This window comes from Pseudomonas lini (assembly GCF_030812475.1).
In the GTDB taxonomy this organism is placed as follows: Bacteria; Pseudomonadota; Gammaproteobacteria; order Pseudomonadales; family Pseudomonadaceae; genus Aquipseudomonas; species Aquipseudomonas lini_A.
Genome location: NZ_JAUSSR010000010.1, coordinates 283,892 through 308,163, shown reverse-complemented (window position 1 = coordinate 308,163; position 24,272 = coordinate 283,892). Strand labels below are relative to the sequence as shown.

Below are 24,272 nucleotides of genomic sequence, written 5' to 3'. Positions count from 1 at the left end.
CTCCAGCACCACCAGTCAAGGCTTGGCATACATTTGCAAGCACTGAGGGCCACTACCTCGACATCCGGGAGTAGCGCGGCCCGATTTGATCTGGTAAGTTCGCCCGCTTGCAGCCGCAGGGCCGGCAGGTGTCGGTGATGGAGCAATCCTGCGCAATGGATTACAAGAGTAGAGGCGGTCCATTTCATGCCCACCCAAGCAAAGCAGCAAAATCAGTCGATCAGCGGTTTCGAACCCTACAAAGAAGTGAAGGGCGAGGAATACATGGGCAAGCCCATGCGCGCTCACTTCACCAAGATCCTGAACAAGTGGAAACAGGACTTGATGCAGGAAGTCGACCGTACGGTTGATCACATGAAAGACGAAGCGGCCAACTTTCCGGATCCGGCAGACCGTGCCAGCCAGGAAGAAGAATTCAGCCTCGAATTGCGCGCCCGTGATCGCGAGCGCAAGCTGATCAAGAAAATCGACAAGACCCTGCAATTGATCGAAGACGAAGAGTATGGCTGGTGCGAGTCCTGTGGCGTCGAAATCGGCGTCAAGCGACTGGAAGCCCGTCCTACTGCCGACATGTGTGTCGATTGCAAGACCCTGGCGGAAATCAAGGAAAAGCAAGTCGGCAAGTAATCTCGACTTGATGAAAAACGGAGCGTGCGAACGCTCCGTTTTTGTTTCCGCAATTCGCCCCCGACAGCGCACCTGTGGGAGCGAGCCTGCTCGCGAAGGGGAACTCAGCTTCAATATCAATGTTGACTGACACACCGCTTTCGCGAGCAGGCTCGCTCCCACAGGGGCCTGGTGCAAGCCTGAAAAAGTAGCATCGCCCTTATGATCGCCCCCACCTACATCGGACGCTTCGCCCCCACGCCCAGCGGCCATCTGCATTTCGGCTCGCTGGTCGCCGCGCTGGCTTCGTACCTCGACGCGCGCTCGGTGGGTGGTCGCTGGCTGATGCGCATGGAAGATCTCGATCCACCTCGGGAAGAACCCGGCGCCCAGGCGGCCATCCTCAAGGCACTGGAAAGCTACGGTTTCGAGTGGGACGGCGAGATGGTCCGACAGAGCGATCGGCACGCTGCCTACGCCGAAGTGCTCAATCGCCTGTTCAATCATGGCCTGGCCTACGCCTGCACCTGTTCGCGCAAGCAACTGGAGCGCTACCACGGGATCTATCCAGGCCTGTGCCGCAACGCCGGTCACGGCACCGAAGATGCCGCAATTCGCCTGCGTGTTCCCGAGCTGGAATATCACTTCATCGACCGGGTCCAGGGCGAATTCCGCCAGCACCTGGGCCGGGAAGTCGGCGATTTCGTGATCCGCCGCCGCGACGGGCTCTACGCCTATCAACTGGCGGTGGTACTGGACGATGCCTGGCAAGGCATCACCGATATTGTCCGGGGCGCCGACCTGCTGGACTCCACCCCGCGCCAGCTCTATCTGCAAGAACTGCTTTGCCTGCCACAACCGCGCTACCTGCATATCCCGCTGATTACCCAACCCGATGGCAACAAGCTCGGCAAGTCCTATCGTTCGCCGCCGTTGACCGAAGATCAGGCGACGCCCCTGCTGCTGCGTGCGTTGCGCGCGCTCGGACAAAACCCGGGCGCCGAACTGGCTTACGCCACACCACGGGAAGTGCTGGATTGGGGCATCATCCACTGGGATGCCCTGAAGATCCCGCGCACACTCAACCTGCCCGAAGCGCAACTACAGTGATCACGCTTGCAGTGGCGCGCCCATCCGTTACCATCGCCGCACGTTTTCGGGCACGCGCATAAAGAAGAGAGGCCGGGATGTACATCTATCGCTTGGTCCTGCTCCTGGTAGTGGGGATTTACCTGTTCTCCCCGGCCATCATGGATTGGTGGATCGACGCTACTGGCGCCTGGTATCGACCCTATCTGCTCTGGCTGATCCTGATCGTCGTGACCTTCATCCTGCAGAGCCAAAAAGATGCCGATGAGCTTTAGCCTGACCCAGATGATCCTGATCAGCGCCGCCTACCTGGCGGTGCTGTTCGGCGTCGCCTGGGTCAGCGAACGGGGCATGATCCCCCGGGCGATCATTCGCCATCCGCTGACCTACACCCTATCGCTGGGCGTCTACGCCAGTGCCTGGGCGTTTTACGGCACGGTGGGCCTGGCCTACCAGTACGGCTATGGTTTCCTGTCCAGTTACCTCGGGGTCTCCGGGGCGTTTTTGCTGGCGCCGGTGTTGCTGTATCCAATCCTGAAGATCACCCGCACCTATCAGCTGTCTTCCTTGGCCGATTTATTTGCGTTCCGCTTCCGCAGCACCTGGGCCGGGGCGCTGACGACCATCTTCATGCTGATCGGCGTGCTGCCGTTGCTGGCCTTGCAGATCCAGGCGGTGGCCGACTCCATCGGCATCCTCACCCGCGAACCGGTCCAGCATCGCGTGGCCTTGAGCTTCTGCGCGCTGATTACCCTGTTCACGATTTTCTTCGGTTCGCGCCATATCGCCACCCGCGAGAAGCATGAAGGTCTGGTATTCGCGATTGCCTTCGAATCGGTGATCAAGCTGATCGCCATTGGCGGTGTCGGCCTGTATGCGCTGTATGGCGTGTTCGACGGCCCGCAACAGCTTGAACTTTGGCTGCTGCAAAACCAGACCGCCCTCGCCGCCCTGCATACGCCGCTACAGGAAGGGCCATGGCGTACGCTGCTACTGGTGTTCTTCGCTTCGGCGATCGTGATGCCGCACATGTATCACATGACCTTTACCGAAAACCTCAACCCGCGCTCCCTGGTGAGCGCCAGCTGGGGCCTGCCGCTTTTCCTGCTGCTGATGAGCCTGGCCGTGCCGTTGATTCTCTGGGCCGGCTTGAAACTCGGCGCCACCACCAACCCGGAATACTTCACCCTGGGCATCGGTATCGCCGCCAACAGCAAAGCCCTGGCGCTGCTGGCGTACATCGGTGGCTTGTCGGCGGCCAGCGGGCTGATCATCGTCACCACCCTGGCGCTGTCCGGGATGGCGCTGAACCATCTGGTGCTGCCGCTCTACCAGCCGCCGGCCGAAGGCAATATCTACCGCTGGCTGAAGTGGACCCGTCGGGCGCTGATCGTCGCGATCATCATGGCCGGCTACGGTTTCTACCTGATGCTGGGCGCCGAACAGGACCTGGCCAACCTGGGCATCGTCGCCTTCGTCGCCACCCTGCAATTCCTTCCGGGCGTGCTGTCGGTCCTGTACTGGCCGACCGCCAACCGCCGCGGCTTCATCGCCGGCCTGCTTGCCGGGATACTGGTATGGCTGGTCACCATGCTGCTGCCACTGGTCGGCAATCTGCAGGGTTTCTATATTCCGCTGCTGAACATGATCTACGTGCTGGACGACACCAGTTGGCATATGGCGGCCATCGCCTCGCTGGCGGCCAACGTGCTGATGTTCACCCTGATTTCGCTGTTCACCAATGCCAGCGCCGAAGAGGCCAGCGCCGCCGAAGCGTGCGCCGTGGACAACGTGCGTCGACCGCAACGCCGGGAACTGCACGCCGCCTCGCCCCAGGAGTTCGCCACGCAGCTGGCCAAACCCTTGGGCGCCAAGGCTGCACAGAAAGAAGTCGAGCAGGCCTTGCGCGACCTTTATCTGCCATTCGACGAGCGCCGGCCTTATGCCCTGCGCCGTTTGCGTGACCGCATCGAAGCCAACCTGTCCGGCCTGATGGGGCCGAGCGTGGCCCAGGACATGGTCGAAACCTTCCTGCCCTATAAGGCCGGCGGCGAAAACTACGTCACGGAAGACATCCACTTCATCGAAAGCCGGCTCGAGGATTACCATTCGCGCCTCACCGGCCTTGCCGCCGAACTCGATGCGCTGCGCCGCTATCATCGCCAGACCTTGCAGGAATTGCCCATGGGCGTCTGTTCCCTGGCCAAGGATCAGGAAATCCTCATGTGGAACAAAGCCATGGAGGAATTGACCGGGATTGCCGCCCAACGTGTGGTCGGCTCGCGCCTGAGCACCATCGCCGACCCCTGGAAAGCGCTGCTGCAAGGCTTCATCGATCTGCCCGACGAGCACTTGCACAAGCAGCACCTGGCCCTCGATGGCCAGACCCGCTGGCTGAATCTGCACAAAGCGGCGATCGACGAACCCCTGGCGCCGGGTAACAGTGGCCTGGTGTTGCTGGTGGAAGACCTGACCGAGACCCAGATGCTCGAAGACAAACTGGTGCACTCCGAGCGACTGGCCAGCATCGGCCGCCTGGCCGCCGGCGTGGCCCATGAAATCGGCAACCCGATCACCGGCATCGCCTGTCTGGCGCAGAACCTGCGCGAAGAGCGCGAAGAAGACAGCGAACTGAAGGAAATCAGCGGGCAGATCCTCGAACAGACCAAACGCGTGTCACGTATCGTTCAGTCCCTGATGAGCTTCGCCCACGCCGGCAGTCATCAGCACAGCGACGAGCCCGTCTGTCTGGCCGAGGTGGCCCAGGATGCCATCGGCCTGCTGGCCCTGAACCGACGCAATTTCGAAGTGCAGTTCTACAACCTGTGCGACCCCGACCACTGGGTCGAAGGCGACCCTCAGCGCCTGGCGCAAGTACTGATCAACCTGCTCTCGAACGCCCGTGACGCCTCCCCTCCCGGCAGCGCCGTGCGGGTCAAGAGCGAAGCCGGCGAACACACGGTCGATTTGATCGTCGAAGACGAAGGCAGCGGTATTCCCTCGAGCATCATGGACCGACTGTTCGAACCTTTCTTCACCACCAAGGATCCTGGCGAAGGCACCGGTCTGGGCCTTGCACTGGTCTATTCCATCGTTGAAGAGCATTATGGACAAATCACCATCGACAGCCCGGCTGATGTACAAAGCCAGCGCGGCACCCGTATCCGGGTGACATTGCCGCGTCATGTCGAAGCGACGTCCGCTGTGAACTGAGACCGTCGAGAGTATCGAATCAATGCCGCACATTTTGATCGTCGAAGACGAAACAATTATCCGCTCCGCCTTGCGCCGCCTGCTGGAACGCAACCAGTACCAGGTCAGCGAAGCCGGTTCAGTGCAGGAAGCACAAGAACGCTTCACCATTCCCACGTTCGATCTGATCGTCAGCGACCTGCGCCTGCCGGGCGCACCGGGCACCGAGCTGATCAAGCTTGGCCAAGGCACGCCGGTGCTGATCATGACCAGCTACGCCAGCCTGCGTTCGGCCGTCGACTCGATGAAGATGGGCGCGGTGGATTACATCGCCAAGCCTTTCGATCACGACGAAATGCTCCAGGCCGTTGCGCGCATCCTGCGTGACCGGCAATCGGCGCAAACCAGCAGTGAACCTGTCGCCGGCAAAGCCACCAATGGCGCGGCAAAACCGGGTATCGACAACAGCAACGGTGAAATCGGCATCATCGGCTCGTGCCCGCCGATGCAGGACCTGTACAGCAAGATCCGCAAAGTCGCACCGACGGACTCCAATGTCCTGATCCAGGGCGAATCCGGTACAGGTAAAGAACTGGTGGCGCGCGCCCTGCACAATCTGTCCAGGCGCGCCAAGGCACCGATGATTTCGGTGAACTGCGCGGCCATTCCGGAAAGCCTGATCGAGTCCGAGCTGTTCGGCCACGAAAAAGGCGCCTTCACCGGTGCCAGCGCCGGGCGTGCCGGCCTGGTAGAAGCGGCCGATGGTGGCACCCTGTTCCTTGACGAAATCGGTGAACTGCCACTGGAAGCCCAGGCCCGCCTGCTGCGCGTACTGCAGGAAGGCGAAATTCGCCGGGTTGGCTCGGTGCAGTCGCAGAAGGTCGATGTCCGCCTGATCGCCGCGACTCACCGGGACCTGAAGAGCCTGGCGAAGATCGGCCAGTTCCGGGAAGACTTGTACTACCGCCTCCACGTGATCGCGTTGAAACTCCCGGCCCTGCGCGAACGCGGTGCGGACGTCAACGAAATTGCCAATGCCTTCCTGGTGCGGCAGAGCGCGCGCGTCAATCGCACCGACCTGAGGTTCGCCGCGGACGCCGAGCAGGCAATTCGTCACTACTCCTGGCCGGGTAACGTTCGCGAGCTGGAAAATGCCGTCGAGCGCGCGGTCATCCTGTGCGAGAGCCCGGAAATTTCCGCCGAGCTGCTGGGTATCGACATCGAGCTGAGCGATCTGGAAGAAGACGACTTCATCGGCCTGCCGCCACAACAGGGTAACGGCGCCGGAAACAACAGCCACGAGCCGACCGAAGACCTGTCGCTGGAAGATTACTTCCAGCACTTCGTTCTCGAACATCAGGACCACATGACCGAGACCGAGCTGGCCCGCAAGCTCGGAGTCAGTCGCAAATGCCTGTGGGAACGCCGCCAGCGCCTGGGCATTCCGCGGCGCAAGACAGGGGTGACCAGCGAGACCTGAACCACAGCTGTCTGATGTGCGGGTAACACTCGAGAATCGTGAAGAAACTGTTACCTCAGCTTTCTCACGTAACAGAAACCGGGGCTTACGGTAACGAAGCCCCGGTTTTTTTGGACCTCGAAAAACCTCCCCGCACCACGTAACCCCTTGTTTTGCTGGGGGTCACAAAAGTTGGCACGCACCCTGCTATATGTTTGGTACAAGAACAATAACAAGCAATGCACAAGACAATAAAAATAAGACGAATCGACTCACGCAAAATAAAAACAAGACGGCGAGAGGCGCAGCTAACTGATTCTTTTGGAGAGGCGTTGTATTTGGGGCATGCCCCACGACCAGGCCGAGAATAATAAAAACTGTCCCTAGGCAGTGCCTGAACTGGTTGGATCGCAAGATCACTGCAACACAGCGACCAAAGCAATCCGTTTGCTCTTGGCTCCCGATTGGGAGGGTCATGAAGGAAAATCTTCATGGCGAGGGCACTCAACAAAAACAAGAAGCCCGAATCAAAAATAAAAATAGAGCATGCAACTACTTTCTTGGGGAGCTTAGGCTCCCCTTGTAGTTTCCGCGATTCGCCCCCCATCCCCGCTCCCCGTAGGAGCGAGCTTGCTCGCGAAAACCTTAAGGGCGCCGCTGGACATCTGATTTAACGCGTTATCGTTCACGACCTTCGCGAGCAATCGAGCGTCGACCGGCTGCTCCTACAGTGTCCTACACCATCCCCCGACTAAATGCTAGAATCCCCGCCCATCATGCGGTCATTCTTCGTTTTGGCCGAACATTCCTTCAAACAGTGCATCCCATGCTGAAGAAGCTGTTCCAGTCATTCCGTTCTCCCAAGCGTCATACGCAACACATTCGCAGCACGCCTGAAGTGCTCAACAGCGGCCAACATTCGCTGCAAAAGGCGCAGTTCAGCCGTTATGCGGTGAATATCGTCGAACGCCTGCAGAACGCCGGTTACCAGGCTTACCTGGTCGGTGGTTGTGTGCGCGACATGCTACTGGGCATCACGCCGAAAGACTTCGACGTCGCCACCAGTGCCACACCGGAACAGGTCCGGGCCGAATTCCGCAACGCGCGGATCATCGGGCGTCGGTTCAAACTGGTACACATCCACTTTGGTCGCGAAATCATCGAAGTCGCGACCTTCCGTGCCAATCATCCGCAAAACGATGAAGAAGAAGACAGCAACCAGTCTTCTCGCAACGAGAGCGGACGCATCCTGCGCGATAACGTCTACGGCACGCTGGAAGAGGACGCGCAGCGCCGCGACTTCACCATCAACGCCCTGTATTACGATCCGGTCAGCGAACGCATTCTCGATTACGCCAATGGCGTTCACGACATTCGCAATCATTTGATCCGCCTGATCGGCGATCCGAAGCAACGCTACCAGGAAGACCCGGTGCGGATGTTACGGGCCGTTCGTTTTGCCGCGAAGTTGAATTTCGGCATCGAAAAACACAGCGCCGCACCCATTCGCGAACTGGCACCGATGCTGCGCGAAATCCCGTCTGCCCGTCTGTTCGAGGAAGTGCTCAAGCTGTTCCTCTCCGGGCATGCCGCGGACACCTTCGAAATGCTGGTCGACCTGCAGTTGTTCGATCCACTGTTCCCGGCCAGCGCCGAAGCGCTGGAATACAACCCCACGTACACCCACACGCTGATCAGTGATGCCTTGATCAACACTGACCTGCGGATCAAGCAGAACAAACCGGTCACCCCGGCGTTCCTCTTCGCTGCCCTGCTCTGGCCGGCCCTGCCGGCTCGGGTCCTGCGTTTGCAGGAGCGTGGCATGCCGCCTATCCCGGCCATGCAGGAAGCGGCCCACGAGCTGATTGCCGAACAGTGCCAGCGGATCGCGATTCCGAAACGCTTCACCATGCCGATCCGCGAGATCTGGGACATGCAGGAGCGCCTGCCACGCCGCAGTGGCAAACGGGCCGACCTGTTGCTGGACAATCCACGCTTCCGCGCCGGTTATGACTTCCTGCTACTGCGCGAAAGTGCCGGCGAGCAGACCGACGGCCTGGGCGAATGGTGGACCGATTATCAGGACGCAAACGACAGCGAACGTCGGGACATGATCCGCGACCTCAGTGGCAAGGATGACGGCACCGGTGCGCCACGCAAACGTCGCCGCAGCGGTGGCGCCAAGCGCAAACGCGCAGCCGGCGCACCGAGCGCCACGGGCGAATAAGCCATGGAACGCATCTACATCGGCATGGGCAGCAACCTGGCCGACCCCGCCGAACAATTGCGCAGCGCGATCGATGCGCTGGCGCAGTTGGCGCAGAGCGAACTGGTCGGGGTTTCCGCGTTTTACCAAAGCGATTCGCTGCTGCCCGGGCAACCGCGCTATACCAACGCCGTCGCCGCCCTCGACAGCACACTGCCACCGCTGGAGCTGCTGGATGCGCTGCAGGCGATCGAGAACGGTCAGGGCCGCGAGCGTCTCGAGCGTTGGGGGCCGCGAACGCTGGATCTCGATATTGTGCTGTTCGGTGATCGGCTGATCGACGAACCTCGGCTCAAGGTGCCTCATTACCATTTGCAGGAACGGGCTTTCGTCCTGTATCCCCTGGCCGAACTGGCGCCAGCGGACTTGCGCCTGGCCGATGGCCGCAGCCTCACGGGATTGCTTGCCGCCTGCCCGTTCGTCGGCCTGGAACGCCTCCCCCCGAATTGACAAAAATCCCCTGTGGGAGCGAGCCTGCTCGCGAATGCGGTGTGTCATTCAGCACACATGTTGGCTGACACACCGCATTCGCGAGCAGGCTCGCTCCCACAGGGGGCTTGTGTCGAATATAAGACCTGCGCTTGCTGAAACGCATCAGTCCCCCCGGTAACACCCCACAAGTAACAACCCGGTAACACACCCAATTGACTTCCCGAGTTCTCCTCACGACTATAGGCGTCCCGCTGCCGCCAATACGGCGTTAAAGGGCGCAATCCAGGCTTTCAAAGCACGACAACAGACCGTGCGCCTGTATTTAACGAAGAATCACGCGCGTTACTCGCAGTAGTTTCCACAGCGCCTGAATGAGGAACTTTTCATGCCAGCCATCACCCTGACCACGCTGCAAGGTCTCAAGCAAAAAGGTGAAAAAATCACCATGCTGACCTGCTATGACGCCACTTTCGCTCACGCTTGCAATGAAGCGGGTGTCGAAGTGCTGCTGGTGGGCGACTCCCTCGGCATGGTTTTGCAGGGCCACGACAGCACCCTGCCGGTCACCACAGCCGAGATGGCTTATCACGTGGCAGCCGTCAAACGCGGCAACGCCGACGCGTTGATTCTTGCCGACCTGCCCTTCATGGCCTACGCCACCACCGACCAGACCATGACCAACAGCGCGCTGTTGATGCAGGCCGGGGCGCACATGGTCAAGGTCGAAGGTGCCTTGTGGCTCGCGGACTCTATCCGCCTGCTGGCCGAGCGCGGCATTCCGGTATGCGCGCACATGGGGTTGACGCCGCAGTCGGTGAACATCCTTGGCGGTTACAAAGTCCAGGGGCGCAACGAAAATCAGGCGCGGCAGATGCGCGCCGATGCAATCTCCCTCGAACAGGCCGGCGCGGCAATGCTGCTGCTCGAATGCGTGCCGAGTGAACTGGCCGAAGAAATCACCCAGGCGGTGAAGATCCCGGTGATCGGCATCGGCGCCGGCAGCGGCACCGATGGCCAGGTGCTGGTTCTGCACGACATGCTGGGCCTGTCCATCACCGGGCGCGTGCCAAAGTTCGTGAAGAACTTCATGACTGGCCAAACCAGCATTCACGCGGCCTTGAGCGCTTACGTCACTGAAGTCAAAGCGGCCTCTTTCCCAGCTATCGAACACGGATTCTCTGCATGAACACCGTCAAAACCGTACGCGAACTGCGAGCCGCCGTGGCCCGTGCCCGCGGCGAAGGCAAGCGCATCGGCTTCGTGCCGACCATGGGCAACCTGCACAGCGGCCATGTCGCGCTGATTACCAAGGCCACCCAACGGGTGGATTTCGTCGTTGCGAGCATTTTTGTCAATCCGCTGCAATTCGGCGCTGGCGAAGACCTCGACAAATACCCGCGCACCCTCGCCGCCGACCAGGAAAAATTGCTCCAGGCCGGTTGCCATTTGCTGTTCGCGCCATCTGTCGAAGAAATGTACCCAGAGGGCACCGCCGGCCAGACCCGGGTCAGTGTTCCGCAACTGTCCGAAGGCTTGTGCGGCGCCAGCCGTCCCGGGCATTTCGAAGGGGTGGCGACGGTCGTCAGCAAATTGTTCAACATGGTCCAGCCGGACCTGGCGATCTTCGGTCAGAAAGACTTCCAGCAACTGGCAGTGATCAAATCCCTGGTCCATGACCTGAACATGCCGATCCAGATCATTGGCGAACCGACCGTGCGTGCGGCTGACGGGCTGGCGCTGTCATCGCGCAATGGCTTCCTCAGCGAAGAGCAGCGGGCCGTGGCGCCGATTGTGTATCGCACGCTGTCGTCGATTGCCGAAGCCATCAAACAAGGCGACCGCGATTTCCCTGCATTGATCTCGGCGCAGATCCAGCAGCTTGAAGCGGCTGGCCTGCGCCCCGACTACCTGGAAATTCGCCATGGGCAGACCCTGCGTCCGGCGACTGCGCAGGATCGGGACCTGGTGATTCTGGTGGCGGCGTTCCTCGGGACGACGCGGTTGATCGACAACCTGCACCTGAACCTCGACGCGACCGCCTGAGCACCGCCATTACCTGTGGGGGGCTCCGCCAACACCGCCCCCCTGTAGGAGCTGGCTTGCCAGCGAAGGCAGTGTGTCAGTCGACACATGTATAAACTGACACACCGCGCGCTCCTTGTAGGAGCTGGCTTGCCAGCGAAGGCAGTGTGTCAGTCGACACATGTATAAACTGACACATCGCTTTCGCTGGCAAGCCAGCTCCTACAAAGGTCTGCGGCAGTTTCAAAACCGTATTCCTGCCTTCGATACCTTCGATCAGTTTGCCGGCCCGGTCCGATTGATCGAACTAAGTCCTGCCTCCGCTCCGTCTGTCGGACTATTCCTCCGTTCGCTGTCAAAAAAGTACCGGAAACGGGTCAGACAAAGTCAAGACAGATCCCCTCGCGGGGAGTTACTGTATTCGCCCTGCGCCATGAAATCGTGTCGACGCAGTTGACCGGACCGCCCACCCACAGCGTTCCGTGATTTTTAGTGTTCAAAAGGCCGTTCAAGTAAAAAGGAAACCCGCAGCGATGGCGTACTACCGCACTCCTCACGATGTGACCGCTCTGCCCGCCTGGCAAGCGTTGAAAGATCACCGCCAAGCCATGCAGGATTTCAGCATGCGCGAAGCCTTTAATGCCGATCCGCAGCGTTTTACTCAATTCACCCTCAGCAGCTGTGGTCTGTTTCTCGACTACTCGAAGAACCTGATCAACGCCGAGACCCGCGACCTGCTGGTGGGCCTGGCTAACGAAGTCGACCTCCAGGGCGCGATCAAAGCGCTGTTCGATGGCGAAATCGTCAACTCCTCGGAAGGTCGTCCGGCCTTGCACACCGCCCTGCGCCGCCCGGTGGGCGACAAGCTGTCGGTCAACGGCGTCAACGTGATGCCGGAAGTGCACAAGGTACTGAACCAGATCACCGACCTCGTGGGCCGTATTCACGATGGCCTGTGGCGCGGTTACACCGAGAAGCCGATCACTGACGTGGTGAACATCGGCATCGGTGGCTCCTTTCTCGGCCCGGAGCTGGTCTCCGAAGCGCTGCTGTCCTACGCGCAGAAAGGCGTGCGCTGCCATTACCTGGCGAACATCGACGGCACCGAGTTTCACGAACTGACCACGAAGTTGCGTGCCGAAACCACGCTGTTCATCGTCTCGTCGAAATCCTTCAACACCCTCGAAACCCTGAAGAATGCCCAGGCCGCGCGTGCCTGGTACCTGGCTCAAGGGGGCTCCGAAGCCGAGCTGTATCGTCACTTCATCGCCGTCTCCAGCAACAACGCGGCGGCCGTGGCGTTCGGTATCCGTGAAGAAAACATCTTCCCGATGTGGGACTGGGTAGGCGGGCGTTACTCGCTGTGGTCGGCCATCGGCCTGCCGATTGCCCTGGCCATCGGCATGTCGAACTTCAAGGAGCTGCTGTCCGGTGCCTACACCATGGACCAGCACTTCCAGAGCGCGCCATTCGAACAGAACATGCCGGTGCTGCTGGCGTTGCTCGGCGTCTGGTACGGCAACTTCTGGGGCGCGCAGAGCCATGCGATCCTGCCGTACGACCACTACCTGCGCAACATCACCAAGCACCTGCAACAGCTGGACATGGAATCCAACGGCAAGAGCGTGCGTCAGGACGGCACGCCCGTGTCCACCGACACCGGTCCGGTGATCTGGGGTGGCGTGGGTTGCAACGGTCAGCACGCCTATCACCAGTTGCTGCACCAGGGCACCCAACTGATCCCGGCCGACTTCATCGTGCCGATCGTCAGCTTCAATCCGGTGTCCGACCACCACCAGTGGCTGTACGCCAACTGCCTGTCGCAAAGCCAGGCATTGATGCTCGGCAAGAACCGCACCGAGGCGGAGGCCGAATTGCGCGACAAGGGCATGAGCGAAGAAGACGTGCAGAAAATAGCACCGCACAAGGTGATTCCCGGCAACCGTCCGAGCAACACCCTGGTGGTCGAGCGGATCAGCCCGCGTCGACTCGGCGCGCTGGTGGCGATGTACGAACACAAAGTCTTCGTGCAAAGCGTGGTCTGGGGCATCAATGCCTTCGACCAGTGGGGCGTGGAGCTGGGCAAGGAGCTGGGCAAAGGCGTGTACAACCGCCTGGTCGGCAGCGAAGAAACCCCGGCTGACGATGCTTCCACCCAAGGCCTGATCGACTATTTCCGCGGGCGTCACCGCGGCTGATTTGACGCCATTCCTTGTAGGAGCTGGCTTGCCAGCGAAAGCGGTATATCACTCGACACATGTGTTGAATGACACACCACCTTCGCCGGCAAGCTAACCTTGTAGGAGCTGGCTTGCCAGCGAAAGCGGTGTGTCATTCGACATTTGTGTTGACTGACACCCCGCTTTCGCTGGCAAGCCAGCTCCTACGAGGGTCGTGTAGCTCCCCTCTTGTCGCAAAACAAGAATAAGGAACCGTCATGTTCGATATCAGCACGTTCCCCCAAGCCGATGCCGTCCGCCGGGCTGCAAACCTGAGTCAAGACGACTACCAGCGCCTCTACCGTCAATCCATCGAACACCCCAGCACCTTCTGGGCTGAACAAGCCACACGATTTCTCGACTGGAGTACCCCATGGGATACCGTCCAGCGCTATAACCTGAAAACCGGTGAGGCGAGCTGGTTCTCCGGCGGGAAGCTGAACGTCAGTTACAACTGCATCGACCGCCACCTGGAAAAGCGTGGCGATCAGGTCGCCATCATCTGGGAAGGTGACGAGCCCGCGGAATCCACACAGATCACCTACAAACAACTGCACCACCACGTCTGTCGCCTGGCCAACGTGCTCAAAAGCCGTGGCGTGAAGAAAGGCGATCGAGTGTGCATCTACATGCCGATGATTCCCGAAGCGGCCTATGCCATGCTCGCCTGCACGCGGATCGGTGCCGTGCATTCGGTGGTGTTTGGCGGTTTTTCCCCGGACTCCGTGCGCGACCGGATTCTCGACGCCGACTGCCGCACCGTGATCACCGCCGATGAAGGCGTGCGCGGCGGCAAAGTGCTGCCGCTCAAGCAGAAGGTCGACAAGGCGCTGCAGAGCTGCCCGAACGTCAGCACGGTCATTGTGGTCGAGCGCACCCAGGGCGAGGTCGACTGGGTCGAAGGTCGCGATCTCTGGTATCACCAGGCACTGCGCGACGTCAGCGACGATTGCCCGCCTGAGCCGATGGACGCCGAAGACCCGCTGTTCATCCTCTACACCTCCGGCAGTACAGGTAAACCCAAAGGCGTGCTGCACACCACGGGTGGCTATCTGCTGCAGGCGGCGATGACCTTCAAGTACGTGCTCGACTACCGCGACGACGAGGTGTTCTGGTGCACCGCCGACGTCGGCTGGGTCACCGGCCACAGCTACATCGTCTACGGTCCGCTGGCCAACGGCGCCACCACGCTGATCTTCGAAGGCGTGCCCAGTTATCCAAGCAGCTCGCGCTTCTGGCAGGTCATCGACAAGCACCACGTGAACATCTTCTACACCGCACCGACCGCCCTGCGCTCGCTGATGCGCGAAGGCCTCGAGCCCTTGAAGCAAACGTCCCGCGCGAGCCTAAGACTACTCGGCAGTGTCGGAGAGCCGATCAACCCGGAAGCCTGGGAATGGTATTTCAATGCCGTCGGCGAGCAGCGTTGCCCGATCGTCGACACCTGGTGGCAGACCGAAACCGGCGGCATCATGCTCAGCCCCCTGGTCAGCGCCCAGCGCATCAAACCCGGCTGCGCCACGCAACCGATGTTCGGCGTGCAGCCCGTGCTGCTGGATGAAGTGGGCAAGGAGATCAAGGGCGCCGGCAGCGGCGTGCTGGCGATCAAGTCCAGCTGGCCGGCGCAGATTCGCAGTGTCTACGGGGACCCGCAACGGATGGTCGACACTTACTTCAAGCCTTACCCCGGTTATTACTTCACCGGCGATGGCGCGCGGCGCGATGAAGACGGCGACTACTGGATCACCGGGCGTATCGATGACGTGATCAATGTATCCGGGCACCGCATCGGCACCGCCGAAGTGGAAAGCGCCCTGGTATTGCACGACAGCATCGCCGAAGCGGCGGTGGTCGGTTATCCCCACGACGTCAAGGGCCAGGGCATCTATGCCTTCGTCACCCCCATGGACGGCACCGAGGCCAACGACGAACTGAAGAAAGCACTGCTGGCGCATGTCGGCGAGGAAATCGGCAGTTTCGCCAAGCCGGACTTGATCCAGTGGGCCCCGGCCTTGCCGAAAACCCGTTCAGGCAAGATCATGCGGCGGATTCTGCGCAAGATTGCCTGCAACGAGCTGGATACGTTGGGCGACACTTCGACCCTGGCTGATCCCAGTGTGGTCCAGGAGCTGGTCGATAAACGCCTGAACCAGTAAGGTGTGCGCGGCCCCTCCGCCCCATGGGATCACTCCCACGCCTAATCGCCGTGTGCGAGGCCATACCGCGCGCCCCCCCCTGTAGGAGCGAGCTTGCTCCTACAGGGGGGGGGCATCGAGCCAAGGTCATGCCCCCCTTTTTTTCACCACCGAGTCGCCATGGAATTCATCCGCAGCCGCATCGAAACCCAGATCATGAGCCTGACCGGTCTGTCCCTGGGCAAGCTCGACCTGGAAAACCCAAGGGCGATCCCGGCCTGTTCGGACCCGATTCGGTGAGCTGGCAAGTGCATGGCGATTTCAGCAGCATGCTGATCGGCGGCATCAGTGCCTTGATGCTGCAAGCCCTGCACCCACTGGCCCTGGCCGGCGTCTGGGACCATTCGAATTTTCGCCAGGACATGCTCGGCCGCTTGCGGCGCACCGGGCAGTTCATTTCCGGCACCACGTTCGGCTCGCGAAAAGATGCCGACTGGCTGATCGAGAAAGTGCGCACCATCCATCTGCAGGTGACCGGCACCGCCCCTGATGGCCGGCCTTATGCTGCCAGCGACCCCGGACTGCTGACTTGGGTCCACGTGGCCGAGGTCAGCAATTTCCTCGCCGCGCACCTGCGTTACCGCAATCCCAAGCTGTCCTTGGCCGATCAGGATCGCTATTACGCCGAAATCGCCTTGGTCGCAGAGCGTCTGGGTGCGCGTGATGTACCCCGGTCAAGACAGGACATTGCCGATTACTTGGAGAATATGCGCCCACAGCTGCTGTGCGACGAGCGCAGTCGGGAAGTATTGCGCCTGCTGTTGAACGCCCCTGCCCCCAGCCGCCTGGCCAAGCCTTTCGGCGGACTGATGATGCAGGCCGGGATTGACCTGCTGCCGGACTGGGCCAGCGACATGCTGGGCGTGAACCAGGGCCCGCTGCAACGCAAGCTGATCCGCGCCAGTGTCAATCGCAGTGCGCCGATGTTGCGCTGGGCGGTGCGCAATGGGTCGGTGCAACGGGCCAGGCGACGGATGGGGTTGTAGGAGCGAGCTTGCTCGCGATGGACTCGAGCGCGCCGCGCTTATCCAGACAACACGCGTTATCGTTGACGTCGATCGTCGGAACGCCGCCCGGAGCAAGCTCGCTCCTACAGATTTTTCTCCCCCTATAGCTGGTAAACTCCCGCGCCAAATTCCCCCTGCAAGGCGCACAGCATGTCTTCCTTGAATCAGGCGCTGCGCGCCGCCCTCGATCGTCGCCAGGACCTCCTCGCCGAGCTGCACCAGCAAGGCACCGATTGCTATCGGCTGTTCCATGGCAGCCAGGAAGGTGCCGGCGGCCTGACAATCGACCGCTACGGCCCGCAACTGCTGGTGCAAAGTTTTCACCAGTCCCTGGAGCGCGACGCCCTGCTGCAACTGCACGACACCGTCAATCAACACCTCGGCCTCGACACCCTGCTGGTGTACAACGACCGCTCCGGGGGGAACTCGCGCATCGACCGCGAAGACAGGATCTATCGCGCCGATGAAGCCGCACTGCAAGACCTGATCGGCCATGAATGGGGCCTGAACTACAGGGTTCGCGGGCGCCATGCAGGCCAGGACCCACTGCTGTTCCTCGACCTGCGCAACACCCGCGGCTGGGTCAAGGCGCACAGCCAGGACAAAACGGTGCTGAACCTGTTCGCCTATACCTGCGGCGTCGGCTTGAGCGCCGCGGCCGGTGGCGCCCGTGAGGTGTGCAACCTGGACTTCGCCGAAGGCAACCTGGCGGTCGGTCGCGAGAACGGCCTGCTCAATCCGCAGCTGCCAGGCATGCAGTTCATCCAGTCCGATTATTTCCCTGCTATCCGCCAGTTGGCCGGCCTGCCCGTCAGCCAGCGCCGCGGGCACAAACTGCCGAGCTATCCACGTCTGGAACCGCGCCAGTACGATCTGGTGCTCCTGGACCCGCCGGCCTGGGCCAAGAGCGCTTTCGGCACGGTCGACCTGTTGCGCGACTACCAGAGCCTGCTGAAACCGGCGTTGCTGGCCACCGCCGACGATGGTGTGCTGATCTGCTGCAACAACCTGGCAAAAGTCGGCATGGACGACTGGCGCGAACAGGTTTTGCGCTGTGCAGAGAAAGCCGGGCGTCCGGTGCGTGAGTGGACAGTGATGAAGCCGGGCGGAGATTTCCCGTCCATGGATCAACAGCCGCCGCTGAAAACGCTGATCCTGCAGCTCTGAGATCCAGCAATAACGTAAAACAAATCCTCAAAGCGCAGTGACTTCGGAACCAGATTCGCGTGCCATACTCCAAGGCACTCCGATTCAGACAAATGAAGCCGCACATGCCCAAAGGATTGATTCGCGCCATTGGCGCCCTGTTGACTGCGCTGGCCCTCTACAGCCTGCTGGGCTTTCTGATTTTGCCGGGTATCGCGTTGCGGGTGGCCAACCAGCAGTTGGCCAACTACGCCACGACGCCCGCCACGATCCAGCGAATCGAGCTCAACCCGTTCAGCCTTGAAGTCACCCTCTGGGGCCTTATCGTTGGCGAACCGGGCAAGGAACAGGTCGGCTTCGAGCGCCTGTACGCCAATCTGCAGATCGACAGCCTCTGGACCAAGGCGCTGCACCTGTCTGATATCGAGCTGGACAAACCCAAGACCGAAATCCTCTTCGGCAAGGACGGCAAGCTCAACCTGCTGGGATTGTTCAGACTGCCCGCCAGCGAGTCGACTCCGGCCGACCCGGACGCCAAACCTTTCCCCCTGCGGGTCGAGCGCATCAAACTGGCCGGTGGCTACGTGCACTTCCAGGATGCACGCCCCAGCGAACCCATCGAATTCCTCTACGACCAGCTCGATTTCGAACTGAAGAACCTCAGCACCCTGCCAGAAGACAGTGCCGACATGACCTTGGTGGCCGTTGGCCCGGCAGGTGGACAGCTCGACTGGACCGGCAACTTCAGCCTGATCCCGTTTGCCTCCGAAGGTAAGCTGAAGATCACCGACGGCAAGATGAAATCCTTCTGGCCCTATGTGCGCGACGCTGTGCCACTGGTGCTCGAAGAGGGCGTCCTCAACCTCAGCACCGACTATAAGCTCAACTTGTCCAAGCAAACCGACCTGCTGCTAAGTAATGTCGCAGTCAGCGTCGCGCCCTTCGCCATCAAGGCGCCGGACGGTCGACCGCTGGCGAAACTGGCGCGCCTGGACATCAGCGAAACCACCGTGGACCTGGCCAGGCAACAAGTAGTGGTCGGCAAGATCCGCAGCCAGAAACTGGAAACCTGGGCTGCCCTTGAAGCCGATGGGCAACTGGATTGGCAGAAACTGTTCGCCAGCCAACCGTCCAAGGCGACCAAAAAGGCCAACGCCGAGCCGGCCAGCACTCCGGCGGCCGCCGATTCACCGAAACCCGAACCGGCGCCAGCGAGCAAACCCTGGCAGGTACTGCTCAAAGATGTACAGCTGCGCGATTACCAGGTGCATCTGGCTGACCGCAAGGCGCAGCCGCCCGTGGCCCTGGACGTCGGCCCGCTGAACCTGGACCTGCAGAATTTCGACAGCCTCAATGGCTCGCCCTTCAACCTCAAGCTCGATACGGGCGTGGGCAAGCAAGGCAAGCTCATGGCGGACGGCGAGGTCAACCTGGCCCCGGTCAGCGCCAGACTGAACGTGCACACCAAGGACATCGACCTGCGGGTCGCGCAGTCCTATATCAACCCGTTCATTCGCCTCGAACTGCGCAGCGGCATGCTTGGCAGCGACCTGGCAGTCGACCTGAAAAGCACCGAACCGCTGGCGTTCAGCGTCACTGGCCGCGCTCAGGTCGATCAGTTGCACACCCTCGACACCCTTAAAACCCGCGACTTCCTCAAGTGGCAGCAACTGGTGCTCGAAGGCCTGAGCTATCAGCACGGCGACAGGCTGTCGATCGACAAGGTCAACCTGTTCCAGCCCTATGCGCGCTTCATGATCAACGACGACCGCACCACTAACGTCGATGACCTGCTGATCCCGCAACCGCCTGAAACCAGTCCCGGGACCGCCGCCGCCAAACCCGCCGTCAAGGACAAACCACTGGGCATCCACATTGGCGGTATCGCCATCAATGACGGCTCGGCCAACTTCGCCGACTTCAGCCTGACGCCGAACTTTGCCACTGCCGTGCAACAGCTCAACGGACAGATCGGCACCATCGACAGTCGCCAGGCAAAACCGGCCACTGTCGACATCAAAGGCAAGGTCGATCGCTATGCACCGGTGACCATCAAGGGTTCGGTCAACCCGTTCGACCCGATGGCCAGCCTCGACATCGCCACCAGTTTCAAACGGGTCGAACTGACGACCCTGACGCCCTACTCCGGCAAATTCGCCGGCTACCGCATCCGCAAGGGCCGGCTCAATCTCGACCTGCATTACCTGATCACCAAAGGCCAGCTCAAGGCCGAAAACAAGGTGGTGGTCGAACAGCTGCAACTGGGTGAAAAAGTTGACAGTCCGGATGCGGTGAGCCTGCCACTCAAACTCGCCATCGCGTTGCTCAAGGACGTCGACGGCAAGATATCCATCGAACTGCCCGTGACCGGTGACCTGAACAATCCACAGTTCAGCGTGATGCCCATTGTCTGGCAGACCCTGCGCAACCTGATCGTCAAGGCTGCGGCCGCGCCATTCAAAATGATTGGTGGCCTGGTCAGTGGCGGCGGTTCGCAAGATCTGGGCACGGTCTCGTTCGCGCCGGGTTCCAGCGACCTGAGCAAGGAGGCCGAGGGTTCGTTGATCAAACTGTCCCAGGCGCTCAAGGAACGTCCGGCCCTGCGCCTGGAGATCGAAGGGACTGCCGCGCAAAGCAGTGATGGCCCGCTGATCGCCGAGCAGCGCCTGGAACGGGAATACAAGTACAACTACTACAAAATGCTGCAACGCCGTGGTGACAAGGTGCCGGCTCAAGCCTCGCTGGTGGAAGTACCGGACAGCGAGAAGGGACCGCTGCTGGAGGGCATTTATCGCACCCGCCTGAAGACTCAGCCCCCCGCCGAATGGAAGGACCTTGGCAAGGAAGAACGCACCGCGAAAATGCGTGAGGGCGTGATCAAATTCTGGAGTTCGAGCGACGTGTTGTTGCGCCAGCTGGGTCAGGATCGCGCCAGCAGCATCAAGGACTATCTGGTCGACAAGGCGCAGTTGGCCGACGAGCGCGTGTACTTCGTCGACGCCAGCCTGGGTCAGGCGGAAAGTGACGGTCGGGTGATTACGCCACTGCATCTGGATGCCGAATGATGCTCAGGACATGGCTGACAGGCCTGACCCTGGTGTTGGCTGCGAGCCACGCCTCGGCCGCAGATACCCTGCGCTGCGGCAGTCAATTGATCAGCGTCGGGGACAGGTCCGGCGAGGTGCTGCACAAATGCGGCGAACCGGTCAGCCGCGATGTGTTGGGCTACAAACGCAGTCCCGACCGACGGGAAGAGTTCCAGGTCGAGGAATGGACCTACGGGCCAAACGGCGGGATGTACCAATACTTGCGGTTTGAAGGTAATCGGTTGAAGCAGATCACCAGCAAGCGCGGTAACTAGGCACGACATAAATCGCTGTAGGAGCAAGCTTGCTCGCGATGAGGCCATAACATTCAACATTTGCGTTGGCTGTTACACCGCTATCGCGAGCAAGCTTGCTCCTGCAGTTGTTTTGGGACACCCATAATAGAACAGGCCCCGAACACGAATGTCCGAGGCCTGTAACGGCCACATCCTTGTGGCCTTTCGCATGAACTCTCAAGTTGCGGCAGACGTATGACTCGGCTCGTCTACCGCGTCTTCTCCCGGTTCAGGCGAGAAGTCGTGCCTTACTCGGCTTTCAGGCCGTCAGCGGAGACCGCTTTGACGCCTTTGATTTTCTTGGCGATAGCCACTGCGACGTCTTTCTGGGAATCAGTCACTGCAACGGTAGACGACAGGGAAACAACACCTTTGTTGGTTTCAACCTTGATGTCAGTACCAGGGATGCCTTTTTCGGTGACCAGGTCTGCTTTGACTTTGGTGGTGATCCAGGTATCGGAAACATCCTCTTTCGCTTCGGTGACTTCACCGGCGGCCAGCATCATTGGAGCCTGAGTGGCTTGAGTCTGGGCAAATGCAGCATTGGCCAGGGTCAGGGTCAGCGCGGTAGCAGTAGCGGCAGCGATAGCGAACTTCTTCATACGAGTAACTCCTGTTTTTTCATAAAGTCTGCTGCGTGTCTTGTCAGCAGGGTTACTGGGTATATTGCGAACGCTGTGCCAAGTTTGTGGAACCCAATAAACCTTTATAAAACAGCAAGTTAACAAATCGGCTTATTTCCGGAATCATGCAAATTGCATGACTTCGAAATTATCTACATGCAAGTTGCGGGTTTTGGGTGTGGGCCTAAGGCCATGAATTTACGAAGCTTTTGTCTTTACGCATTCAGTGCATCGAACAGATTATCAAGAAGCAAAAAAAACCCCGCTTTCGTGAGAGGCGGGGCTTGCTTAGCCATCAAAATCAGATGCCACTAGCCATGAGGGCAACCCGATGGCGCAAATTCTGCGTCGGCGCTGGTTTTGCAAGACCAGCCGGAAGCTGCGTCACGAGTGAGCGTAATAGTCGCAGTGCTTACTTGGGCCGGGGCACCTTGGAGCGCGCAAATAATGCTACTTGTACCTACCGAAATTGCGCAATGCGTTGTGGTGGCCTTACTAGTGATGTCAGCAACTGCTGGCGCAGCTACACCCGAATTAACCTTGTCCTCATAATTCACTTTTAGCGCCGAAATCTCCGCCAGGCCCGCCGTCACCTTCGCCCGCGCCTGATACTTCGAGTAAGCCGGAATCGCAAACGTCGCCAGAATCCCGATGATCGCCACCACGATCAGCAGTTCGATCAGCGTAAAACCTTTTTGAGTATTCATAGACAAGCTCCATGCATGAGTCGAAATCTCATGATTGAATTAGCCACAGCACAGCCCATGCCAATCACGTCATCCCCTGTTCTCGGGTAAATAAGAGCCTCGCAGCGCCCTTTCCTACCCCCACAATCCGCACTTTCTGACAATTATTGTCACCTATGCACCACTGGTTTGGCTCCGCCGCTTGACTAGGCTATAAGTCATGCACTGTCTGCGTCCGGTATCCCCATGAATGACATCGCCCTTAGTGGCCTGGCCAAGCAATTGGTCCTGGCCGAACTGCTCACTGACAAAAGCGCGCAACAGGCGTATCAGCAAGCCCAGCGCAACCAGATCTCCCTGGTCAGCTACCTGGTGCAAAACAAGCTGGTGAAAAGCCGTCAGGTCGCCGAGATTGCCTCGGAGCATTTCGGCATGGCCCTGCTGGATCTCAATTGCCTGGACAAGGAAACCCAACCCAAGGGCCTGGTCAGCGAGAAACTGATCCGCCAGCACCAGGCCCTGCCCCTCTGGCGCCGGGGCAACAAGCTGTTTGTGGGGATTTCCGACCCGACCAATCACCAGGCCATCAACGATATCCAGTTCAGCACCGGGCTCAGTACCGAAGCCATCCTGGTCGAAGACGATAAACTCACGGATGCCATAGAGAAATTCTTCGACAGCCACAGTACCGGCCTGGAAGACATGGCCGACGTTGACCTCGATGGCGTGGACATCGAATCGATCGATGACAACCGTCAGGACGCCATCGCCGGTCAGGATACCGATGACGCACCCGTGGTGCGCTTCGTTCACAAGATGTTGCTCGATGCGATCAAGAGTGGTTCTTCCGACCTGCATTTCGAGCCCTACGAAAAAACCTACCGCGTGCGGATGCGCACCGACGGCATGCTGCGTGAAGTCGCCAAACCGCCGATCCAGCTGGCCAACCGCATCGCTTCGCGGCTGAAAGTCATGGCCAGCCTCGATATCTCCGAACGACGCCGGCCCCAGGACGGGCGGATCAAGATGCGCCTGTCCAAGAGCAAGTCCATCGACTTTCGGGTCAACACCCTGCCGACCCTGTGGGGCGAGAAAGTAGTGATCCGGATCCTCGATCCGTCCAGCGCGCAAATGGGCATCGATGCCCTCGGCTACGAGCCCGAGCAGAAAGACTTGTTCATGGCCGCGCTCAAGCAGCCGCAGGGGATGATTCTGGTCACCGGCCCCACCGGTTCGGGCAAGACCGTGTCGCTCTACACCGGCCTGAATATCCTCAATACCGTGGACATCAACATCTCCACCGCCGAAGACCCGGTGGAGATCAACATGGAAGGCATCAACCAGGTCAACGTCAATCCCAAGCAGGGCCTGGGATTCGCCCAGGCCCTGCGCTCGTTTCTGCGTCAGGATCCGGACGTCATCATGGTCGGCGAGATCCGCGACCTGGAAACGGCGGAAATCGCCATCAAGGCCGCCCAGACCGGGCACCTGGTGCTGTCGACCCTGCACACCAACAGCGCCGCGGAAACCCTGACCCGCCTGCACAACATGGGCATCCAGGGCTTCAACATCGCCACCTCGGTCAGCCTGATCATCGCCCAGCGCCTGGCACGTAAACTGTGCAGCCATTGCAAGCGACCGATCGAGATACCCCGGGAGGCGCTGCTCAAGGAGGGCTTTCCTGCGGAACGCATCGGCTCGTTCACGATCTATGAGCCAGTCGGTTGCGATCACTGCAACAACGGTTACAAAGGGCGCGTAGGTATTTATGAAGTGGTGAAGAATACTCCCGAGTTGCAACGGCTGATCATGGCCGAGGGCAACTCGCTGGAAATCGATACCCAGATGCGCAAGGACGGATTCAACGACCTGCGCACGTCCGGGTTGATCAAGGCCATGCAGGGCATCACCAGCCTTGAAGAAATCAACCGGGTCACCAAGGACTGAA

17 protein-coding genes and 1 pseudogene are annotated in these 24,272 nt (G+C 60.1%); 16 read left to right on the top strand and 2 right to left on the bottom strand.

Annotation, left to right across the window (positions count from 1 at the left end):
- The first annotated feature begins 186 nt into the window (after positions 1-186).
- The 15 genes and pseudogenes from dksA (at position 187) to J2W17_RS20665 (ending at position 20,994) form a co-directional block, all read left to right on the top strand.
- Complete coding sequence (gene dksA, locus J2W17_RS20735) at positions 187-627, top strand: RNA polymerase-binding protein DksA (protein ID WP_007902025.1); 441 nt, start codon at positions 187-189, stop codon at positions 625-627.
- A gap of 201 nt (positions 628-828) precedes the next feature.
- Entirely contained in the window at positions 829-1,716 is an 888-nt protein-coding gene (gene gluQRS / locus J2W17_RS20730) for a tRNA glutamyl-Q(34) synthetase GluQRS (protein WP_373460005.1), read from the top strand.
- Positions 1,717-1,793: 77 nt separating this feature from the next.
- A complete protein-coding gene (locus tag J2W17_RS20725) occupies positions 1,794-1,970 on the top strand; it encodes a hypothetical protein (RefSeq protein ID WP_003176118.1) in 177 nt (58 codons plus the stop codon).
- The gene (locus tag J2W17_RS20720) at positions 1,954-4,908 is read left to right on the top strand and encodes a sensor histidine kinase (RefSeq protein WP_307338463.1); all 2,955 of its coding nucleotides are present in this window, start codon (positions 1,954-1,956) and stop codon (positions 4,906-4,908) included. The genes J2W17_RS20725 and J2W17_RS20720 overlap by 17 nt, the downstream gene beginning before the upstream one ends.
- Positions 4,909-4,930: 22 nt before the next feature.
- Entirely contained in the window at positions 4,931-6,367 is a 1,437-nt protein-coding gene (locus tag J2W17_RS20715) for a sigma-54-dependent transcriptional regulator (RefSeq protein WP_307338460.1), read from the top strand.
- Positions 6,368-7,172: 805 nt separating this feature from the next.
- A complete protein-coding gene (locus J2W17_RS20710; protein WP_307338458.1) occupies positions 7,173-8,573 on the top strand; it encodes a polynucleotide adenylyltransferase PcnB in 1,401 nt (466 codons plus the stop codon).
- A gap of 3 nt (positions 8,574-8,576) precedes the next feature.
- Positions 8,577-9,062, top strand: coding sequence for a 2-amino-4-hydroxy-6-hydroxymethyldihydropteridine diphosphokinase (gene folK / locus J2W17_RS20705; protein WP_307338455.1), 486 nt, complete (start codon positions 8,577-8,579; stop codon positions 9,060-9,062).
- Positions 9,063-9,429: 367 nt separating this feature from the next.
- Complete coding sequence (gene panB / locus J2W17_RS20700; RefSeq protein ID WP_307338452.1) at positions 9,430-10,230, top strand: 3-methyl-2-oxobutanoate hydroxymethyltransferase; 801 nt, start codon at positions 9,430-9,432, stop codon at positions 10,228-10,230.
- Entirely contained in the window at positions 10,227-11,087 is an 861-nt protein-coding gene (gene panC, locus J2W17_RS20695; RefSeq protein ID WP_307338450.1) for a pantoate--beta-alanine ligase, read from the top strand. The genes panB and panC overlap by 4 nt, the downstream gene beginning before the upstream one ends.
- 512 nt (positions 11,088-11,599) lie before the next feature.
- The gene (gene pgi / locus J2W17_RS20690) at positions 11,600-13,264 is read left to right on the top strand and encodes a glucose-6-phosphate isomerase (RefSeq protein WP_307338448.1); all 1,665 of its coding nucleotides are present in this window, start codon (positions 11,600-11,602) and stop codon (positions 13,262-13,264) included.
- Positions 13,265-13,503: 239 nt separating this feature from the next.
- A complete protein-coding gene (gene acs, locus J2W17_RS20685) occupies positions 13,504-15,441 on the top strand; it encodes an acetate--CoA ligase (protein ID WP_307338446.1) in 1,938 nt (645 codons plus the stop codon).
- Positions 15,442-15,600: 159 nt separating this feature from the next.
- Positions 15,601-16,466: pseudogene (locus J2W17_RS20680) on the top strand (oxygenase MpaB family protein).
- A gap of 171 nt (positions 16,467-16,637) precedes the next feature.
- Positions 16,638-17,654, top strand: coding sequence for a class I SAM-dependent rRNA methyltransferase (locus J2W17_RS20675; RefSeq protein ID WP_307338443.1), 1,017 nt, complete (start codon positions 16,638-16,640; stop codon positions 17,652-17,654).
- A gap of 92 nt (positions 17,655-17,746) precedes the next feature.
- On the top strand, positions 17,747-20,698 hold the full coding sequence (locus J2W17_RS20670; RefSeq protein WP_307338438.1) for a DUF748 domain-containing protein: 2,952 nt from the start codon (positions 17,747-17,749) through the stop codon (positions 20,696-20,698).
- Positions 20,695-20,994: a DUF2845 domain-containing protein gene (locus tag J2W17_RS20665; RefSeq protein WP_373460004.1), complete on the top strand. Its 300-nt coding sequence runs from the start codon at positions 20,695-20,697 to the stop codon at positions 20,992-20,994. Before J2W17_RS20670 ends, J2W17_RS20665 begins: the two co-directional genes overlap by 4 nt.
- Positions 20,995-21,263: 269 nt before the next feature.
- On the opposite strand, the gene J2W17_RS20660 is transcribed toward J2W17_RS20665, so the two are convergent.
- Both J2W17_RS20660 and J2W17_RS20655 read right to left on the bottom strand, forming a co-directional pair.
- Positions 21,264-21,617, bottom strand: a complete 354-nt coding sequence (locus J2W17_RS20660; protein WP_307338435.1) for a BON domain-containing protein — start codon at positions 21,615-21,617, stop codon at positions 21,264-21,266.
- Between the two features lie 332 nt (positions 21,618-21,949).
- Positions 21,950-22,345: a pilin gene (locus tag J2W17_RS20655; protein WP_307338432.1), complete on the bottom strand. Its 396-nt coding sequence runs from the start codon at positions 22,343-22,345 to the stop codon at positions 21,950-21,952.
- Between the two features lie 225 nt (positions 22,346-22,570).
- Between J2W17_RS20655 and pilB the strand changes: the two genes are divergently transcribed.
- Entirely contained in the window at positions 22,571-24,271 is a 1,701-nt protein-coding gene (gene pilB / locus J2W17_RS20650; RefSeq protein ID WP_307338429.1) for a type IV-A pilus assembly ATPase PilB, read from the top strand.
- Position 24,272: the final 1 nt, after the last annotated feature.

Coding starts and splice junctions, on each gene's coding strand:
- dksA (WP_007902025.1), top strand. CDS start 187: ATGCCCACCCAAGCAAAGCAGCAAAATCAGTCGATCAGCGGTTTCGAA.
- gluQRS (WP_373460005.1), top strand. CDS start 829: ATGATCGCCCCCACCTACATCGGACGCTTCGCCCCCACGCCCAGCGGC.
- J2W17_RS20725 (WP_003176118.1), top strand. CDS start 1,794: ATGTACATCTATCGCTTGGTCCTGCTCCTGGTAGTGGGGATTTACCTG.
- J2W17_RS20720 (WP_307338463.1), top strand. CDS start 1,954: ATGCCGATGAGCTTTAGCCTGACCCAGATGATCCTGATCAGCGCCGCC.
- J2W17_RS20715 (WP_307338460.1), top strand. CDS start 4,931: ATGCCGCACATTTTGATCGTCGAAGACGAAACAATTATCCGCTCCGCC.
- J2W17_RS20710 (WP_307338458.1), top strand. CDS start 7,173: ATGCTGAAGAAGCTGTTCCAGTCATTCCGTTCTCCCAAGCGTCATACG.
- folK (WP_307338455.1), top strand. CDS start 8,577: ATGGAACGCATCTACATCGGCATGGGCAGCAACCTGGCCGACCCCGCC.
- panB (WP_307338452.1), top strand. CDS start 9,430: ATGCCAGCCATCACCCTGACCACGCTGCAAGGTCTCAAGCAAAAAGGT.
- panC (WP_307338450.1), top strand. CDS start 10,227: ATGAACACCGTCAAAACCGTACGCGAACTGCGAGCCGCCGTGGCCCGT.
- pgi (WP_307338448.1), top strand. CDS start 11,600: ATGGCGTACTACCGCACTCCTCACGATGTGACCGCTCTGCCCGCCTGG.
- acs (WP_307338446.1), top strand. CDS start 13,504: ATGTTCGATATCAGCACGTTCCCCCAAGCCGATGCCGTCCGCCGGGCT.
- J2W17_RS20675 (WP_307338443.1), top strand. CDS start 16,638: ATGTCTTCCTTGAATCAGGCGCTGCGCGCCGCCCTCGATCGTCGCCAG.
- J2W17_RS20670 (WP_307338438.1), top strand. CDS start 17,747: ATGAAGCCGCACATGCCCAAAGGATTGATTCGCGCCATTGGCGCCCTG.
- J2W17_RS20665 (WP_373460004.1), top strand. CDS start 20,695: ATGATGCTCAGGACATGGCTGACAGGCCTGACCCTGGTGTTGGCTGCG.
- J2W17_RS20660 (WP_307338435.1), bottom strand. CDS start 21,617: ATGAAGAAGTTCGCTATCGCTGCCGCTACTGCTACCGCGCTGACCCTG.
- J2W17_RS20655 (WP_307338432.1), bottom strand. CDS start 22,345: ATGAATACTCAAAAAGGTTTTACGCTGATCGAACTGCTGATCGTGGTG.
- pilB (WP_307338429.1), top strand. CDS start 22,571: ATGAATGACATCGCCCTTAGTGGCCTGGCCAAGCAATTGGTCCTGGCC.